Consider the following 15,788-nt stretch of genomic DNA (forward strand, 5'->3'; position numbering starts at 1 on the left):
TCCTGTACCATTCGAACCGCATCTAGCTTGAATTCTTTATCGTAACTTTTTCTTTTCATGTTGGACACTCCCGATCATAAATTGTTAGATACTATTATAAGCTTGTTTCTCCCAATTTACTGTGTCCATTTTTTAGACTAACATCACTCCGATCATCGATTCACAAAAAGATTTTTAGAGGATTATCACTCAGGACAATTAAACTATATATTTATTAAACATGCTCAACTATGTGGTTATATAAAAGAATTTCTAAATATTCATTATAGAATAATAAATTTTCTCGCTTTTCCAAAGTTGGGCCCCATGTAACAATAATGGATTTAAAATATCATGTCGTTAACTTATTTTAAAATACAGTGAGAGTTGGATCAGTATTTATGTCAAAAGGCACTCGAAATAATATAATTGCTTTTTTATTTCCTTTATTATTTTTTGGATTATTACAAGGAGCGTATATATTTGTAAGTATATTTTTAGTTAGCTTAAGCGATATACATTTTGTTTTAAGTAGAGAAATATGGGGATATTATGAAGAAATGGTTCTTCCAAATTTTCAATGGTTTAAATTTATCTTAGGTTACATTTTTATGTTTTTTATTATAAGAACCATTCTTAATTTAGAAAATATGTATATAACTTGCATTATGTTAATAGTAATGTTTTTACTGTGTTTAAATGCTTTTCTACCTATGTTTACTGGGACTGAAAATAATGAATTTGTCTCTAATTTCTCGTATATATTAGCAATGTTATCGATAATGTATTCGGCAATAATAAATATTAGCAGGCATATTAAGTCATTCATAAATAGGACTTTTAGTGGAATAATAGTCCTGATAATAGGGAGTATCTATAGTGTAGCTTACTTAAATGATGGAACTCTTTTTAATGAAGTACATATTTCGCCTATACATTCAAATATTTTAACTATAATAGCTACAATTCTATTGATTTATGAAATTTTATTAAATAATACTGGCACTAGACAAACCATTCTTTTTACAAGAAGAAAGTGTGTATATAAATGTATTACAAATAAAACTTTACATAAGATTTATTATGAAACTATACAGGGGAAAGAATCGGTAGAACTTTATTCAGTTTGTAAGAAGTGTGGGAAAGTGAACAAGAAAAAATAAAATAAGGTATATCGAGTAGTGTATGGGAGGAGAAGAGAAAAAGTGAAATTTTGACTCCAACCCTTGTTCCCATGGACTTTCTTTTTCTAAAGCTTAAAATGTGACTCAAAATCGTATGCGTCTATATATCTGATCTTATAAGTATTTAAACGCAGAGAATTCAATGAACGTGTTACAATATTAATTCAAGGGAAGGGTAAATATTAAATTATCTTATGAATGTTAATAAATTAGGGCAAATTATTTAGAAGAAAGTTATCATATATTAATATATACAGATCCGTTTCTTGTGCGAGGCTTCTCTCCCAAGCTCTGGTGGGCCATGTGTACATCGTACACCCCTAGCCAAAATTGTAAAAAAGGGAGTGGTGCTAATGAAAATAGTAGCTAATTGTATAGATGCTAGATATCAACTTCGGGTTTGTCAATCAAAAATTCAAGAAGTTAAATGTTTCAGAGGTTACCATGGCTAGGGAGTCTAGCAGAGGAGATGAGTTTTTAAGAGTCATATGTGACTATTTATTGTCCAAGAAAATTAGAATTAGCTAGTTTTGGAGTTAATACAAATATGATAACTAGATAATAATGGGGAGACCTATAAAAGCTATGACGGTACTATTAGGTATAAAATTTGCTGATGGAGTTGTTTTTACTGCAGATACAAAAGTAAGTGGAATAAGTAATGATGGCACCCATATAGGTGAATATTCAAAGTCTAAAAAAATTATACAACTGAAGTCAAATATGCTTATTGCAACAGCAGGTCTTACTTTAGCATCAAAGACGGCAAATCTATTAAGAATCACTTTACTTACAGAAAATGACTTCTCAAAAGAGTCTACAATCGAGTTATGCAAAGAGTATTTTCAATTTACCTTTAATAAATTTATGCAGGTTAATCCTCAAATTAAGTATACAGATGGTGTAGCCCTGATAGGCGGTTATGATAAAGATAGAAGTGAATCCTTTTTATACGAATTATCTAGTACAAATAGCTTTGAGCCAATCCATCAAGGAAACCTAGTTGCTTATACACCAACTGTAGAAATCAAACAACAATTAACTGATTATATAACTAAACATTTTCATAGAATACAGACATCATATGATATTCCTCTTCTTTTTTCTGAAGCTATTAGACTTGTAGAACATGAATCAGTGGGCAAAGAAACTTATTCCTATTTGCTTTTCTGTAATCAGGAAGGTGTATTTAAAGAACTGAAAGTAGTTCACGATGAAGAGGGAAATATTATTGATTGAATCTAGTCAAAGAATAAAGACCTAAATATTAATAAGGTCAATTATTTTCAATATTTTTGAACAACATATTAATTTATTATTATCGGTGTTTGTGTGAACTAAAATATAATTTTATGGGATAATAAGCGAGTTTGAAAAATTATCAAGCAGGAGTGATGTAAGAAACAAAAGAAGAGTAATATGAGAAAAAATATTGTATAATTAAAGTGCACACTTAAAACTATCGAGTCGTGTGCGGGGATTATAAAAGAAGAGCATAGAAATAGGGAGAACCCCTTGAAACCAAAGGCTTAACTACGGCTATTAAAAAAATAACCGACTCAAAATCGTGTTCCGTGAGGAGTACCAGTTCGACCCTGGTCACCAGCATCCTTAGTAAAAATACGTTTAATTTAAAAAGTTTGAATGCTTATAAACGTTGGTATATCAGTGTTTGTAAGCATTTTTTGTTTTTCGAGAACACAATAGAAATCGATAAGACTTTTATGGGATTCTTTATATAAAGAACAACATTTCTAAGAAAAAACAACTTTAGAATAAAATATTTTTTGATTTATTCTATCCTGTTTTCCGAAAATTTAGTAAAATGTTTGTGAATACTTTGAAAATTTTTGTGAATATAAAATTGAAAATGGACAAATAAATAGGGGGATATATGGACGCTTTAATTTATGGGATACTGTTTTTATTACTGATACTTTTGAATGCATTTGCTATCTATAATTACAAAAAGGACAAATTACCATTATGGGTATCAGGAATTGTTATTGCCATTATTGGCCCAATTTTAGCAACTATAGTGGGTTCATTCCTAGTCAAACTCAATGTAAGTCAAGGTAGTACAGCGGATGGCGCACAACTTTCCGGTGCATTTATCGCAATTATTACTATTATAAGCGGGATTATTTACTTTATTGTTGGAGTGATTCAAAAAGTTATGGGAAAAATAAAAGGAGACATGTAAGTCACGTTGGACAAGATATATCAGAAATTACTCAAATGCAGCTTCATCGATACCTCAAGCTTCGGGGGCAAAATATTGAAAAGAAGCATAAACAGCATGGAGCCTTGAATGGTTTGAAAATCTAAAATTCGACAAAAAATGGCAATGTATATTTTACGTAAATTCCAAAAAAGTTGTGATAATTAAAAGATGGTGGTCCAAAACCCGTTAACTCCTTTAAACAATGTAATAATGAAGAAAATGGTAAATCGAGGGAATGAATGTTGGCTAATAAGTCAGAGAAGACATTGAGCGGACTAAAATTAAACTTTTTTCAGTGGACTGAAAATGAAATTCGAGTAACAATTCAAAACCCTCATGAAGGGGAGAAAGCTTTAATTACTAGCGTTGAGCACACAAATAGACATCATGGGAAAAATAAAGCTAGAACACACAACAATATTTTTAATTTCTTTAAGGAAGTTCTTGAAGCAAACGGGAAGTGGAAGGAAATTAAAGAAACTAATCTTGGAAAAAAAGAAAACTGACTGAGAAAGATGAAATTGATCTTGAGAATAAGTATGGTTTCATTTACATTACTACTAATCTTATAAATGGAATTAAGTATGTTGGAAAGCATTCAAGGAATGACGATACTTACCTTGGAAGTGGAGTTCGTCTTAAAGAGGCAATTGAAGAATTTGGTGAAGATAATTTTGAAAGAGAAATTATTGCCTACGCGTATACAGCAGTACAATTAAATGAACTTGAAAAAATGTACATTGATACTTTCAATGCAGTAGAGGATCCAAAGTTTTATAACTGTGCCCCAGGTGGAGATGGATGGTACGAAAAGAAAGATGAAGTCTGCTAATTCAGGCTTTTTTTCGTAATAACACGGAGAAAATAATCAACCGATAAAGCGGTGACCCTGGGGTTGCCGTTTTCTATAAACCTTAATATTCCATCTTACGCGCTACTGACGAATCACACCTTATAGAGGTATTAGGGTGGTATCATGATTCCCGCCTCTTTTGTCTCGGAGAAACTCTAAATAAGCTGATTATCTTGGCTTTATATGTAGAGATTCCATCTAATTGTGAATTAATTAATGCCATTACGAAAAAAATTCAGGCTTTTTCAACAATTTCGTGTTAATTTATATTTAAAGGACAATTCGTGATGGATTGCATAAGTTCAATTATAGGACAATGAATAAGGGGAAAATATATATTGACTGCTTACGGGTTTTTATTTTGCATTATTGGATTTGTAATTTTGCTTTACATAATACAAACGGTTATTCGAATCGCAATTAATAATTCTCAAGTGAATGAAACATTGAAAGAAATTCGTGATTTGTTAGAAGAGAAAAATAAAAAAGATGTGTAAAACAGACTATTTGAACAAACTTAAATATACATACAGACGATTTGCAGCGTTCTTCTAGGGGTAGTTAATTTGAAAATTTTAAAATCAATAATTTTCGTTGTTCTTTCATTAATTGCTATTGTTATATTAACAATAGGGAGTTATTTATTAATTGAAGCGATTCAAGTCAAAATTTTTGTGCCAAATGATTATTTAATGTGGATTTTTAAATATCCCTTTTCGAGATTAGTTTTCATTTATGAAATTTATCTTTTTTGGATATTCTTTTATATTGTTAAAAACGGTTTTAGAAGAACATTGAAAAAGATTACCACTATCTCAAGAAAAACCTTTTTAAAAAAGCATAGAAGATTGACTATCCCTATATTTTCAATAGTGAACATTCTTCTTTTATACACAATAATTTTTAACGTGACAGTAATTCAAAAGAATAGAATTGTTGATTATTCATTTTTTTCTCCACAAGGAAAGACGTTCAGCTACCACGATGTTAAAAAGATTAGCACTGGAGTGTATGGGAAGAAGAAATTTCCTTATATGCACTCAAAGGGTGATTTCTTTTACATTATCGAATTAACAGGTGGTAAAAAAATTGATTTAACTGAGGTGGGGCGCGCAAAGAATAACGTGCACGAAACCTTTATCATTCATGACCTTGATCAACAATTTGTAAAAATGGGTATTCCTAAAGTTTCAAGCATGAAAAATTTCGAATATACGACTAACAATTTAGATAAAATTTATACTGATAAAATACGAGAGATATTAGAAAACACTTATAGTAAGAATAACAATTGAAAAATAACTCTACCTTAAAATGTGAGAGCCTTCAGTGGAGTTATGCCCAAGACCACAACTAATAGTGGTCTTTTTTTTGGCGGTTAAAATGAAATTGATGGCTAATTGTATAAATAGACAATAGCCTGAATGAGCAATTCATTGCTCTTTATTTATGCATAAATAGAATGAAATTTTTGAGCAATATGAGCAACTTCTACTTTTTTTCCATTGCGGTCGTTTTCCTTAATAAAGATATCTTCTAGTTTCCAAATCACTAATTCAAATCAAAAACTATTTGCTTAAGGTAGTACTAGTCACCTTTTAATTAAATCACTCAGCTGATTTAATCGAAACGTTCTTCCCTTTAAGAAAAGCGATTATCAGTGTTAGATACCACAAAATAAGTTTGTTTCAAAATTTCCGCAAAAACCAAAATCATGGTACCCTTTTTCTTCCTAAAACCCTATATCAAATATGAAGACTATTTTATGTGAAGAAAGGGAAGTGGGAAGAATGGCTAAATATAGAATGATACGTACTGAATTTTGGAAAAATCCGATTGTGCTAGAGGAAATGACACCGGAGGATAGATACTTTTACCTTTATCTACTTACGAATCCACGTACTACTCAAATTGGAATCTATCAAATTACGAAGAAAGAAATGGCTTTTGATTTGGGCTACTCGATCGAGAGTGTTCAATCGTTAATGGATCGTTTCGAGAAGCACCATAAGTTAATTCGCTATAATCCTGAAACAAGGGAACTAGCGATCAAGAACTGGGGGAAAGAGAACCTCCATAAAGGTGGAAAACCGGTTATGGATTGTATTTTTTCCGAATTAAAAGAGGTCGAGGATTACTCGCTAGTAAAATATGTAGCAGAATCCATACATAAGGAAGAGATTCGAAGTTTATATGAAGCTTTTTATAAACAAAAAGAGGTGCTTACTGATACGGAAGAAAAAGATCCTTGTATAAAATTGGATGATACTTTGCAGCCACATTATACGACTGGCGGACAAAAAGTAGCGGAAGAAAAAGACCTCTGTATGGAATTGGACGATACGTTATCGCCTCGTTTTACGATACGTGGGCAAAAAGAAAAACAAAAAGAAAAACAAAAAGAAAAACAAAAACAAAAACAACAACAAAAAGATTTCTATCCAAGTATAGAGAATAATCCAGACGCAGTGAATCCGTCACAGAGTCATCCACAAACAGATGATGTGAAAGAAATTATCGAGTTTTGGGATGAGAATGGATTTGGTTTAACGAACATAAATGCGAAACAACAGTTGTTGTCGTGGTTAGTTGATTCTCCATTTTTACAACCGAAGGAAATGATTGTAAAAGCCATGCATATTGCGTGTGCCAATAATAAGCGAAAGCTGAATTATAATACGGGGATTCTGAAAAACTGGGAAAATGAATCTTTACTTACGGTTGAAGAAGTGAATTCGTATGATGAGAGACAAAAGCCCTATAGACCATCAACCGAATCGTTTCCTGCTGGAAGAGCGATTCCTAGTGAATTTGTATTTGATCCAACGGCAGGTGAAGACGAATGAATATGGTGGAAAAGACGTTCTTAGGATGGTTGATGAATCCAAAATGCAAATCTTTGTTGGAGCGGGGCAAACAGTTGTGGAAACAAGAAAGCTTATGTATGAAATTTTAACCTAGAAACCATTTGTTTTTATTGACTACTTAACATTGATCTTCGGGAGAAATACCCATTTACAGGTAGAGGAAATATCTAAATCTCTTAAAACGATAGCGAAGGATTTTGATTGCTCCTTTATTTGTTAGGCACAGCTAATTAGATCAGTGGAAACGAGAGCCAAAAAAAGCCAATTATTTCTGATATTCGGGACTCGGGAAATGTGGAACAGGATACCGATGTCATTTTGTTCTTATATCGCGAAGAAGGTGGCTTAACTTACCATTACTAATGCTAGAGAATAAATCTAAAATGGGACTCCTGTTTACCAAGGAATCCCGTAAAAAAGCTATCCTAAAAGAACATGAAGAAATGAAATCTTATAAAAAAAAGTGAAAAGGCCAATTGCTATCCCTGCAATTGCTAAACCTCTTTTGTATTGTTTAAATAAGCCAACTACACCAAATAATATAGCTAATAACCAGATCGGAAATAGAAGCCAGCCTAGAAATGGTATTAAACTAAATACAAAACCGATTATTGCAAGCGAAATAGATATTGAAGCAGCTGAATTAGAACGCTTTTCAATAACAACGTGTTGGGTCATTCATTAACAACTCCTTTTTGTTACCATAATTTCCAAAATGATTTATTATCATTCTCAAAAAATGAATATTTTGTTTCACATTGCGATTCGACTACTAGACAATGGTTGCGTGGAATAGTGTGATATTGGCATTTAGTAAAAAAACTGAAAAAGAAAGAGCATCTGTGATTACAGATGCAGACACTTTAGGCATTTTTTTTAAATTTATGTTGATAGAAATCTTCAAAATTTGTATTATCATTCCACATATCATTAAATACTTGTGTCCATTCCTTTCCAATCTGTCGATTGTTTAGAAAAATCATCATTTCATCATTTTTATTTTCCGCACTGTATGATAGATTGTAGGATCCTGCAATAGTAGATTTCTCATCTGAAATAAGCATTTTTAAATGCATAAACCCATTATGACTATTCGTCTTGACAGGTATACCTTTATGAATTAGTCGATGCATTTCTCCATTTTGGTACTTACTACTACTTTGTTTTTTATCTGTAAGCACTCGTACCTTTATACCTCTTTGATGTGCCGTACATAGGTGTTCTATTATTTCTTTTTCAGTTAAGGAAAAGGCGGCAACATCTAATGATTGTCTCGTATCATGAATGAGTTGTATAATTGCTTTTTTAACAGACTTATCAGATTTTGTGAAAATATATCTCAAATTAAGAGTATCATTCTTTTCTTCGTTATTTTTTTGATTTGAGTTTTCTTCCTGTCTTTCCTTAATTTTTGGTGGAATAAGGTATAAAGCATATGCTAACGAAGCTCCAACTAAAATCGTTCCTGTAAGAGTAATTGGTCCCATTTATATTCACCTCCATATGATAATAGAGGGTATTCATATAATTGTATGTCCTATTCCCTAATTCCTATAATGGTTTGTTCTTAAAGTAAAAAGATAATTGATGTCCCCAATTATGAATAGTAAAGTAAAGGAGAAAGTTGGAAAGTAAAAGACAAGTTTCCCACCAAGTATGAAGAACCACAGAGATAGAACCCCAATCGGCCACATACTTTCCGACATACATTTGCTAAACTTTCTTGAGTTACAAACAATCTTTGGACACACTTCATTTAAAATTGTAATGACTTATATGAATTTGTTTAGGAATGATGTTAGGGAAAGGCATAAAGAAATTTCCTCATTAAAATGATAAATAAGGAAGGTGATAAATTGAATTTCAATTATTAATATGAAAACTTCGCATTCAATATTTTAGTCACCTCTAGAGGTGGCGTTTTTTTATTAGCATTACTTCTTAGTTCTCGCCATAGTATTTATTGAGATAAAATGCAGCGAGAGGAGAAACAACATGAGTGATTATAAAACGGGGAATTCTGCATCAGTTTATAACTATGATGAGAGCGATTCATATGAATGTTATGACTGCCGACAGAAATTGAGTGATGCTGAGACATATGAAGCAGGAGGAAGAATATATTGTGGCACATGTTACCAAGGCAAAAATTAATGTCCGATAATCGGACAATTTTTTTTATTACCAAAGAAACGTTAGTTCACAAATAATATATACGAGCTAATGCTTGTGACAATACGAGATCGAGGAAATCTTAAATGGTAACTAGTGTAATTTTTAGCGTTGGATCGAAATCCAACGCTAAATTGGATTTTTGTTATTCTCTCAATTTCTTGTAAATCCAACTTTGTTTAATATGCTTGGAGCCTGGCAACCGTCCCTTACCTGTGTTTATTCATAACTAATAAAATGTAAATGAATTATAAAAAATTATGAAAATTCCGGTATACTGGAATGGTATTCCAACTTAACGCTTGTTAACGAGGATAGGAAAATGATTTTTACAAAACATCTTATAATCAATTGAATATAAGGTGGGTAATTTTTAAATATTGATAATATTAATTATGCAATTGAAGCGGAGCATTATGATTACGAACCCTCACTTCGCATTCTAGGATTACAAGAGATTCAAAGTTAAGAGCTTATCCTACACATATCATGCTCCATCAAAATCTATGATTTAGTTGGAGAGGTTCGCTAATATTGCAAATTTGATATGTATGTAAAATCTTTCTAAAGGCAGGTGAATACAATGGTTTTAAAAAGAAAATACAGTGACCATCAAGGCTGGCAGCGGCTTTTGAAAAAGAAATATGCTCAAGAATATATTCATTCCGATGAATTTCAAGGGAATATTGCTTTATTACATACAATTCTAGTTTCTGAACCTCTATCAAAAAGATATGGGGATAAAGAGGTATGTATTGTTGATAGCGGCTATATGTGGCTTCATCAGGTTCCTGTAAAACAGAACCATGCAGTGACAGCCATGTTTAATGAACATGGAGATATTGTTCAGTGGTATATTGACATTTGTTTTAGTCATGGTATTGAAAATGATGTATTGTGGATGGATGACTTATTTTTGGATATTGTTGTGTTTCCGTCGGGGGAAATGATTCTGCTAGATGAGGACGAGCTTGAGGAAGCCTATCAAAATGGGGATATATCTAAAAATCAATACAATTTGGCCAAGGATGAAGCAAATAAAATAATCGATCTAATAAAAAAAGATCAATTTCCATTAATTAAATTAGCATGTAGACATAAAAAGCTTTTAGAGGGAAAGTTAAAATAGTTTGAAAGAATGAATATTGCGTATTTAATGAAGGGTAAACGGTTAAGTTTTTTAAAATGTAAACAAATCATCACTTATGATTGAACAAAATTTTTGAAACTTATTATTGGAATAGTCTACCTTTTCGTAAAAAGGGGTATATAATAAATATGTCACCAAAGAAAAGAATTTGCATAAAAATAAAACGATGAGACAAAAACAAGCACTTCTAAAAAACCAGGGAAGGTGGTTAATGGAGAAAAAATATTGCATTTTTTGCACCATATAATCATAAATAATACTGTGGTTTTTTAGCAAAGGGAACATTACTAAATGTTTTTTAAGGATAAATTTCAATTACATGCTAGTTAAATATTGATCAAATGTTTTAATTTCGGAAATAGGTGGAGGGACTTATGAAAAAAAGCTTAAAAGTCTGGTTCGTTGGTGTTATTCTATTGGGCTTGTTATTAGGAACTTCGCAATCTACAAAACTGGAAGCAAGCAGTAAAAAAGTTCCACAATCTACAAAAACTGCAGTAAGCAGTAAAAAAGAACTTGGACAGCAATTTAAAAATGGTGTAGTTTTATTTACGCAATACGATAAATTTGGAATGTTGGATAAGATAGGCAAGGAAGTCGTTAAACCAATTTATGATAGAATAGACCAATTTGATCAAACTGATATTTTAGGTGTTAAAAAGGGTAAGAAATTCGGGTTTATTAATAAAAAAGGAAAAGTAATTGTCACACCACAATATGATTATACGAAGGTGACTTCCGATAATCTAATCATTGTTAATAAGAAAAGTAAGTATGGATTGATTAATACAAGCGGTAAAACAATTGTGTCACTAAAGTATGATGCAATAGGAGATTTCAAAAATGGTGTAGCATACTTCAAAAGTAAAGGGAAGTATGGAATCATTGATAAAAAAGGAAAGATTGTTCACAAGGCAACTTATGAAAAAATCACCGGAAACACGAACGGAATTTTTACTTTCTACCAAAAGAAAAAGTATGGTTTACTTGATAAAAATGGGAAAGTGATCGTAAAACCAGTTTACGATTCTATAAGTTACTTTAATAATGGCTTATACAAAATTAAATTAAGTGGCAAATACGGGATTATTAGCACAAGCGGAAAAGTAATCGTTCAACCGGTATATGATCAGATTTCCACGCTGGTTAATGATTATGCCCAAACGAAGCTAAATAATAAATACGGTTTCATAAGCGCTAATGGTATGGTTATCGAAGCAAACTATGATTCTGTGGAAGCATTTAGAAATGGTGTCGCTCCTGTTGAAGTTGGTGGTAAGCTTGGCTACATCGATACAAATGGGAATATGATTATCGAACCACAGTATGAGGCGATTGAGTCAGATGACTCCTCCATGTATGAATTTTCGCAAGGGGCAGCAGTTGTTATGAAAGATGACAAGTATGGAGTCATTAATAAAGAAGGCAAAGTGCTTCTTGATTTTAATTATGATTACATCGGTATGTTTAACAAATATGGCCTCGCGATTATTAAGCAAAACAATAAATTTGGTTTCATTAATGGTAAAGGCAAGATTGTTGTAAAGCCTTCCAATAACTATTTGTGGGTGCAAACCTATGCTGATGGTGAGTTTACAGCTAACTTCGTTAATTTCAAAGAAAAAGAAAAATTCGGTGCTTTAGATAAGACTGGAAAAGTGATCCTAAATGCTAAATATGATCATATCATTCCTTTCGAACATAATGGCCTGATTAGCATTGAAAAAGGTTCTAAATTAGGAATAGCGGATTCTAAAGGAAATATATTATTGGAACCAAAATATGAGGATATGGGACACTTCTACAAAGAAAATGATAATTTAACTTACTTTTCCTATAAAGGAAAATATGGATTTATCAATGATAAAGGGAAAATCGTCATCAAACCTCAATACGATCAAGTAGGCGACTTTAAAGAAGGTCTTGCATATGTGAAGAAAAATGGAAAAGCAGGATTCATTGATAAAAAAGGTAAAGTAGTTATAAAATTGAAATATAATTAATAGGATAAGCACATTTGCTATATTGGAGGCGATTATTCATCATGAATAATCGCTTTTTTTGTGAAACGGAGGGACGGTTCTCATGTTTCATTTTGGTGAAACATAGGGGTGAAACATAGGGACGGTTCTCATGTTTCATTTGTATTAAAAAAAACAAAGGAAACGCAAGAACCGTCCCCCTGTTTCAAAACCAAATAAAAATCAAGTATTACTATTTTCTTGTCCGAACAGTATAATCGAGGATGGGAGATGAGATAAATGCATAAAAAAGACATCGCTAAAATCCGAAATCAATTTAAGTTAAATAGTCGATATATGAAAATTCGTGAAATATTCAATGTATATGTAAAGAAAGAATCAGGAGAGATATATCATCAAGTTAGCCAACCGTTTGAGATGTTAGAACAGGAAGCGCAAGAATTGTTTTTAACCAACTTTAAAAAGGTTTTGACAGGTGGTCTTGACGCTAAGCTGTTTGAACTGAAATTTCGACGTGATGTGGAAGAGAGCACACAAATGATTCTTTTCAATGGATTGCAAGCAGCATCCACGTTAGAATGGAACGAAAAAATGCTCCAAATCGTGGATAAAATGTTTGAACATGCAAAGTATGAATTTGATACGGTCGTAACCTTTATCCGAGGAGAATATCAAAAGGCAACAAGGAAGCGGGATATGGAATCCGAAGAAGGTGGAGATGATGAGGTATACTCCAGTGAGTTTGTCCTTTGCAGTCTTAATAAAACGGATCAGCCGAAAAAAGCCTTGCTGTTTGATTATGTAGAGAAAGAATTCAAATCCAATAATGCCGTCGATCCCATTATTAATTTGACTTCTCCATTAGCGGGTTTTCTGTTTCCTGCCTTTAATGATAATGCAGCAGATGTGAATCATGTTCTTTATAATGGCGGGAAACTGAATCAACCAAATGAAATTTTTATCGTGGAAGTCCTCCAATGTGAAGAGATCATAACAGCAATAGAAGAAAAGGACACGTTCGATCAAATTTTGAAAATAGTGGTAGGAGACGAAGTGGATTCCAAGGTCATTTCGAATGTCTATGAGGAAATTGATAAAATGGTACAGGAGAGTCAAGAAAACGAAGAAAATGAAGAAAGTGAACCTCCGAAACTTGATTCAAAGGACATCGAACGAATCTTAGAGGCTAGTGGAGTTGAAAATGTAAACTCAGACAAGGTGGAGCATGCCTTCAAAAGTGTTGTATATGATGAAAAATATGAAATGAAAGCAAGCAATGTCATTCCTAAATCGATTAAAATCGAAACGAAGATTGCCAAAGTAACCATTAACCCGAAAGACCTCAAAAATATTAAGTATATTACTTTTAATGGGAAGAGATGCTTAGTATTAGAGGTAGATGAAGAGGTAGTAGTCGAAGGATTTAGATTGGAAACGGAAGAGCTTTAAGATAAAAAATCCAGAAAAAACATTTATCAAGACCTAATTTAAAGGACATTACATATTTTATATGACAAATATGTAATGTCCTTTCTTATTTCACAATCGCCCCCGTTTGATGTTGGAATTGTGCCATTTTAAGCAAACTCCGTATTAGGAGCTATTATTTTTTATTATGATAAAATCGCTTTGCTTTTGCACGATTCCCGCAGTCTTCCATTGAACACCAACGCCTGCTACGATTGCGACTTGTATCCAAAAACAGCCAACCACATGGATACCCTTCACACTTTTTCACCCTACTTAGTTCTTTTTCAGAAGTAAGAATGTCTATACCGGATTGAACAATCGGTGGAAGCATTCCGTCTAATCTTTCTTCACAATTCAAAAATTCCAATGAAAATTTATTTTCACCAGGCACTATTCGCATCAGCCCGTAAGCATTACCTAAGGCTTCATTCAAAATAGAAAGATCTTTAGAGGCTGGTGTTTCATTGTTCGATACTAGACTAAAAATTTGGTAAATCGATTCCCGCAGTTCAATAGTTTGTTGGAGAACCTCTTTTGCCTTAGAAGGTTGATTTTCTGCTTTTTTTAGTAGGGAAAGTGATTGTTGTTTATTAAGAATATTGGCTTGCAAACTCCAATTTACCAGCTTCTCGTAACTCGTCAACAACTCCTGTGATTTCTCACTGCTATCGTGCCAACTTACTGTATTGGCAAAATCCAAACACAGACGTCCACCGAGTAAACTATGCTTGTGTACATCTTTATTTATATCAGACATGTGAATTCTCCTTGTTTTACTATGAGTATTTTGATAGTCCGGGCAATATAACTATGCTTTTTTTATTATAACCATTATAAAAGGTATTGACAGTTAGAATCAATCATTACATAATATAACCATCAAAACAAATATAGAAGGTTATATGCATCATGTGTGTATGTATTACAAAAATTTATTGGAGGGGCTAAACATGAGTGAAACATTAAGAAACTCGGTTAAAACGATGGTAAAGGAGACATTCGAAGGACCCCCAGTTCCTGTAAAAGGAAGTTGGTTCACAAGTTCTGAACCGAATTCTGGAATTTTCGGTGTAATAGAGGGAATGTCTTGCGACCAAGCCTCAATGTCAGTTCACGGAACAACATTGGCTGCACATATTGATCACATCCGCTATCACATGTGGGGAACCAATGAAATCTTAAAAAATGGGAAACAACCGAAAATGGATTGGGGAAAGAGTTGGGATATTCATTCGGTAGATGAACAGCAATGGAACCGAATTCAGGAAGGATTGCGAAATGAATACTTAACACTTTTGGAATCGATTGACACTATTGAATGGAATGAACTTCTGGCAAATGAAGTGTTATCTTCTTTGGCGCATTCAGCATATCATCTTGGAGCTATTCGACAAATGCTAAAAGTAGTTAAGTGGTAGCTTTGACATAAAGTTTAGTCATTAACCGAGTATCGGTACTAGTAGACGTAAAGGTGCACCTGTCCAATATGTGTAATCGTCCCCGTCATTGATGGGCTTTCTGCAAGGCGAATCGCTAATCCAGATTAACAGCAAATCGACCATAGGGATTTAACATAAGACTCGGTGCAAGAAGCAGCCCAAATCAAATCCCCCGATATTCAGCCATTTTTCGGGGGATTTTTACCTTGGGAATTAACATGAAAATTGACACCAGAATGACAATGGCTTATCTCGTTTTTCCTTCGATATATGGAAAAATTCAATTCAAAATCCGAAATGAATTTTCATTTAAAGTTAACTACTTTGCGGGTTAACTGATATTCACTGGTTTTGCCCCTAAAAAAGCTTTTCCAGATATTCATTTGTCAGCTAGTACAAACTTTGATTTATAAACATACTTTTGTTGTTCAACAAAATGGCCATTTGAGGAAAAACTATGACTAGAAT

At 32.7% G+C, this 15,788-nt stretch carries 18 protein-coding genes and 1 pseudogene; 16 read left to right on the forward strand and 3 right to left on the reverse strand.

Translation table 11 applies throughout. From position 1 onward, the window contains the following. Positions 1-380 precede the first annotated feature (380 nt). The 10 genes from AC3WJF_RS16990 to AC3WJF_RS17035 all read left to right on the forward strand — a co-directional run bounded on the left by AC3WJF_RS16990 (position 381) and on the right by AC3WJF_RS17035 (position 7,470). Positions 381-1,142, forward strand: a complete 762-nt coding sequence (locus tag AC3WJF_RS16990) for a hypothetical protein (protein WP_492454319.1) — start codon at positions 381-383, stop codon at positions 1,140-1,142. Positions 1,143-1,748: 606 nt separating this feature from the next. Beyond that, positions 1,749-2,402 (forward strand): Ntn hydrolase family protein, encoded by a 654-nt coding sequence (locus AC3WJF_RS16995; RefSeq protein ID WP_492454321.1) that lies wholly within the window; start codon positions 1,749-1,751, stop codon positions 2,400-2,402. Between the two features lie 655 nt (positions 2,403-3,057). After that, positions 3,058-3,366: an ABC transporter permease gene (locus tag AC3WJF_RS17000; RefSeq protein WP_492454322.1), complete on the forward strand. Its 309-nt coding sequence runs from the start codon at positions 3,058-3,060 to the stop codon at positions 3,364-3,366. A gap of 260 nt (positions 3,367-3,626) precedes the next feature. After that, the gene (locus tag AC3WJF_RS17005) at positions 3,627-3,893 is read left to right on the forward strand and encodes a hypothetical protein (protein ID WP_492454324.1); all 267 of its coding nucleotides are present in this window, start codon (positions 3,627-3,629) and stop codon (positions 3,891-3,893) included. Positions 3,894-3,940: 47 nt separating this feature from the next. Continuing rightward, complete coding sequence (locus AC3WJF_RS17010) at positions 3,941-4,219, forward strand: GIY-YIG nuclease family protein (RefSeq protein ID WP_492454379.1); 279 nt, start codon at positions 3,941-3,943, stop codon at positions 4,217-4,219. Positions 4,220-4,578: 359 nt separating this feature from the next. Then, positions 4,579-4,737: a hypothetical protein gene (locus AC3WJF_RS17015; protein WP_492454326.1), complete on the forward strand. Its 159-nt coding sequence runs from the start codon at positions 4,579-4,581 to the stop codon at positions 4,735-4,737. Positions 4,738-4,806: 69 nt separating this feature from the next. Continuing rightward, a complete protein-coding gene (locus AC3WJF_RS17020) occupies positions 4,807-5,535 on the forward strand; it encodes a hypothetical protein (protein WP_492454328.1) in 729 nt (242 codons plus the stop codon). Positions 5,536-6,030: 495 nt separating this feature from the next. Next, the gene (locus AC3WJF_RS17025; RefSeq protein ID WP_492454330.1) at positions 6,031-7,086 is read left to right on the forward strand and encodes a DnaD domain-containing protein; all 1,056 of its coding nucleotides are present in this window, start codon (positions 6,031-6,033) and stop codon (positions 7,084-7,086) included. 145 nt (positions 7,087-7,231) lie between these two features. Next, positions 7,232-7,327: a hypothetical protein gene (locus AC3WJF_RS17030; protein WP_492454331.1), complete on the forward strand. Its 96-nt coding sequence runs from the start codon at positions 7,232-7,234 to the stop codon at positions 7,325-7,327. Between the two features lie 56 nt (positions 7,328-7,383). Next, entirely contained in the window at positions 7,384-7,470 is an 87-nt protein-coding gene (locus tag AC3WJF_RS17035; RefSeq protein ID WP_492454381.1) for a hypothetical protein, read from the forward strand. A gap of 57 nt (positions 7,471-7,527) precedes the next feature. Here AC3WJF_RS17035 and AC3WJF_RS17040 read toward each other — a convergent pair whose 3' ends face one another. Both AC3WJF_RS17040 and AC3WJF_RS17045 read right to left on the reverse strand, forming a co-directional pair. Next, positions 7,528-7,785, reverse strand: coding sequence for a hypothetical protein (locus AC3WJF_RS17040; RefSeq protein ID WP_492454332.1), 258 nt, complete (start codon positions 7,783-7,785; stop codon positions 7,528-7,530). 185 nt (positions 7,786-7,970) lie between these two features. Continuing rightward, entirely contained in the window at positions 7,971-8,594 is a 624-nt protein-coding gene (locus AC3WJF_RS17045; RefSeq protein ID WP_492454333.1) for a phospholipase D-like domain-containing protein, read from the reverse strand. A 201-nt stretch (positions 8,595-8,795) separates the two neighbouring features. Here AC3WJF_RS17045 and AC3WJF_RS17050 point away from each other — a divergent pair. From AC3WJF_RS17050 to AC3WJF_RS17070, 5 genes and pseudogenes are all read left to right on the forward strand, one after another. Beyond that, positions 8,796-8,943 (forward strand): annotated as a pseudogene (locus AC3WJF_RS17050) (tyrosine-type recombinase/integrase); the annotation flags it as partial. A gap of 159 nt (positions 8,944-9,102) precedes the next feature. Beyond that, positions 9,103-9,261, forward strand: coding sequence for an LIM domain-containing protein (locus tag AC3WJF_RS17055; RefSeq protein WP_492454335.1), 159 nt, complete (start codon positions 9,103-9,105; stop codon positions 9,259-9,261). A gap of 601 nt (positions 9,262-9,862) precedes the next feature. Continuing rightward, positions 9,863-10,408 carry a ribonuclease FAU-1 family protein gene (locus AC3WJF_RS17060; RefSeq protein ID WP_492454337.1) on the forward strand — a complete coding sequence of 182 codons (546 nt, stop codon included), beginning with the start codon at positions 9,863-9,865 and terminating at the stop codon, positions 10,406-10,408. Between the two features lie 395 nt (positions 10,409-10,803). Continuing rightward, positions 10,804-12,432 carry a WG repeat-containing protein gene (locus AC3WJF_RS17065; protein WP_492454339.1) on the forward strand — a complete coding sequence of 543 codons (1,629 nt, stop codon included), beginning with the start codon at positions 10,804-10,806 and terminating at the stop codon, positions 12,430-12,432. A 258-nt stretch (positions 12,433-12,690) separates the two neighbouring features. Continuing rightward, entirely contained in the window at positions 12,691-13,860 is a 1,170-nt protein-coding gene (locus AC3WJF_RS17070; protein WP_492454341.1) for a DUF4317 domain-containing protein, read from the forward strand. A gap of 154 nt (positions 13,861-14,014) precedes the next feature. On the opposite strand, the gene AC3WJF_RS17075 is transcribed toward AC3WJF_RS17070, so the two are convergent. Then, positions 14,015-14,638 carry a CGNR zinc finger domain-containing protein gene (locus AC3WJF_RS17075; RefSeq protein ID WP_492454343.1) on the reverse strand — a complete coding sequence of 208 codons (624 nt, stop codon included), beginning with the start codon at positions 14,636-14,638 and terminating at the stop codon, positions 14,015-14,017. A gap of 193 nt (positions 14,639-14,831) precedes the next feature. On the opposite strand from AC3WJF_RS17075, the gene AC3WJF_RS17080 reads away from it, so the two are divergent. Then, on the forward strand, positions 14,832-15,299 hold the full coding sequence (locus AC3WJF_RS17080; RefSeq protein WP_492454345.1) for a hypothetical protein: 468 nt from the start codon (positions 14,832-14,834) through the stop codon (positions 15,297-15,299). The last annotated feature ends 489 nt before the right edge of the window (positions 15,300-15,788 follow it).

It is taken from the genome of Heyndrickxia sp. FW510-T9, from assembly GCF_058781025.1.

Excerpts from the sequence above, each read along its gene's own strand:
- AC3WJF_RS17065 (WP_492454339.1), top strand. The coding sequence starts at position 10,804 with ATGAAAAAAAGCTTAAAAGTCTGGTTCGTTGGTGTTATTCTATTGGGC.
- AC3WJF_RS17005 (WP_492454324.1), top strand. The coding sequence starts at position 3,627 with ATGTTGGCTAATAAGTCAGAGAAGACATTGAGCGGACTAAAATTAAAC.
- AC3WJF_RS17040 (WP_492454332.1), bottom strand. The coding sequence starts at position 7,785 with ATGACCCAACACGTTGTTATTGAAAAGCGTTCTAATTCAGCTGCTTCA.
- AC3WJF_RS17045 (WP_492454333.1), bottom strand. The coding sequence starts at position 8,594 with ATGGGACCAATTACTCTTACAGGAACGATTTTAGTTGGAGCTTCGTTA.
- AC3WJF_RS16990 (WP_492454319.1), top strand. The coding sequence starts at position 381 with ATGTCAAAAGGCACTCGAAATAATATAATTGCTTTTTTATTTCCTTTA.
- AC3WJF_RS17025 (WP_492454330.1), top strand. The coding sequence starts at position 6,031 with ATGGCTAAATATAGAATGATACGTACTGAATTTTGGAAAAATCCGATT.
- AC3WJF_RS16995 (WP_492454321.1), top strand. The coding sequence starts at position 1,749 with ATGACGGTACTATTAGGTATAAAATTTGCTGATGGAGTTGTTTTTACT.
- AC3WJF_RS17075 (WP_492454343.1), bottom strand. The coding sequence starts at position 14,638 with ATGTCTGATATAAATAAAGATGTACACAAGCATAGTTTACTCGGTGGA.
- AC3WJF_RS17070 (WP_492454341.1), top strand. The coding sequence starts at position 12,691 with ATGCATAAAAAAGACATCGCTAAAATCCGAAATCAATTTAAGTTAAAT.
- AC3WJF_RS17000 (WP_492454322.1), top strand. The coding sequence starts at position 3,058 with ATGGACGCTTTAATTTATGGGATACTGTTTTTATTACTGATACTTTTG.
- AC3WJF_RS17080 (WP_492454345.1), top strand. The coding sequence starts at position 14,832 with ATGAGTGAAACATTAAGAAACTCGGTTAAAACGATGGTAAAGGAGACA.
- AC3WJF_RS17055 (WP_492454335.1), top strand. The coding sequence starts at position 9,103 with ATGAGTGATTATAAAACGGGGAATTCTGCATCAGTTTATAACTATGAT.
- AC3WJF_RS17060 (WP_492454337.1), top strand. The coding sequence starts at position 9,863 with ATGGTTTTAAAAAGAAAATACAGTGACCATCAAGGCTGGCAGCGGCTT.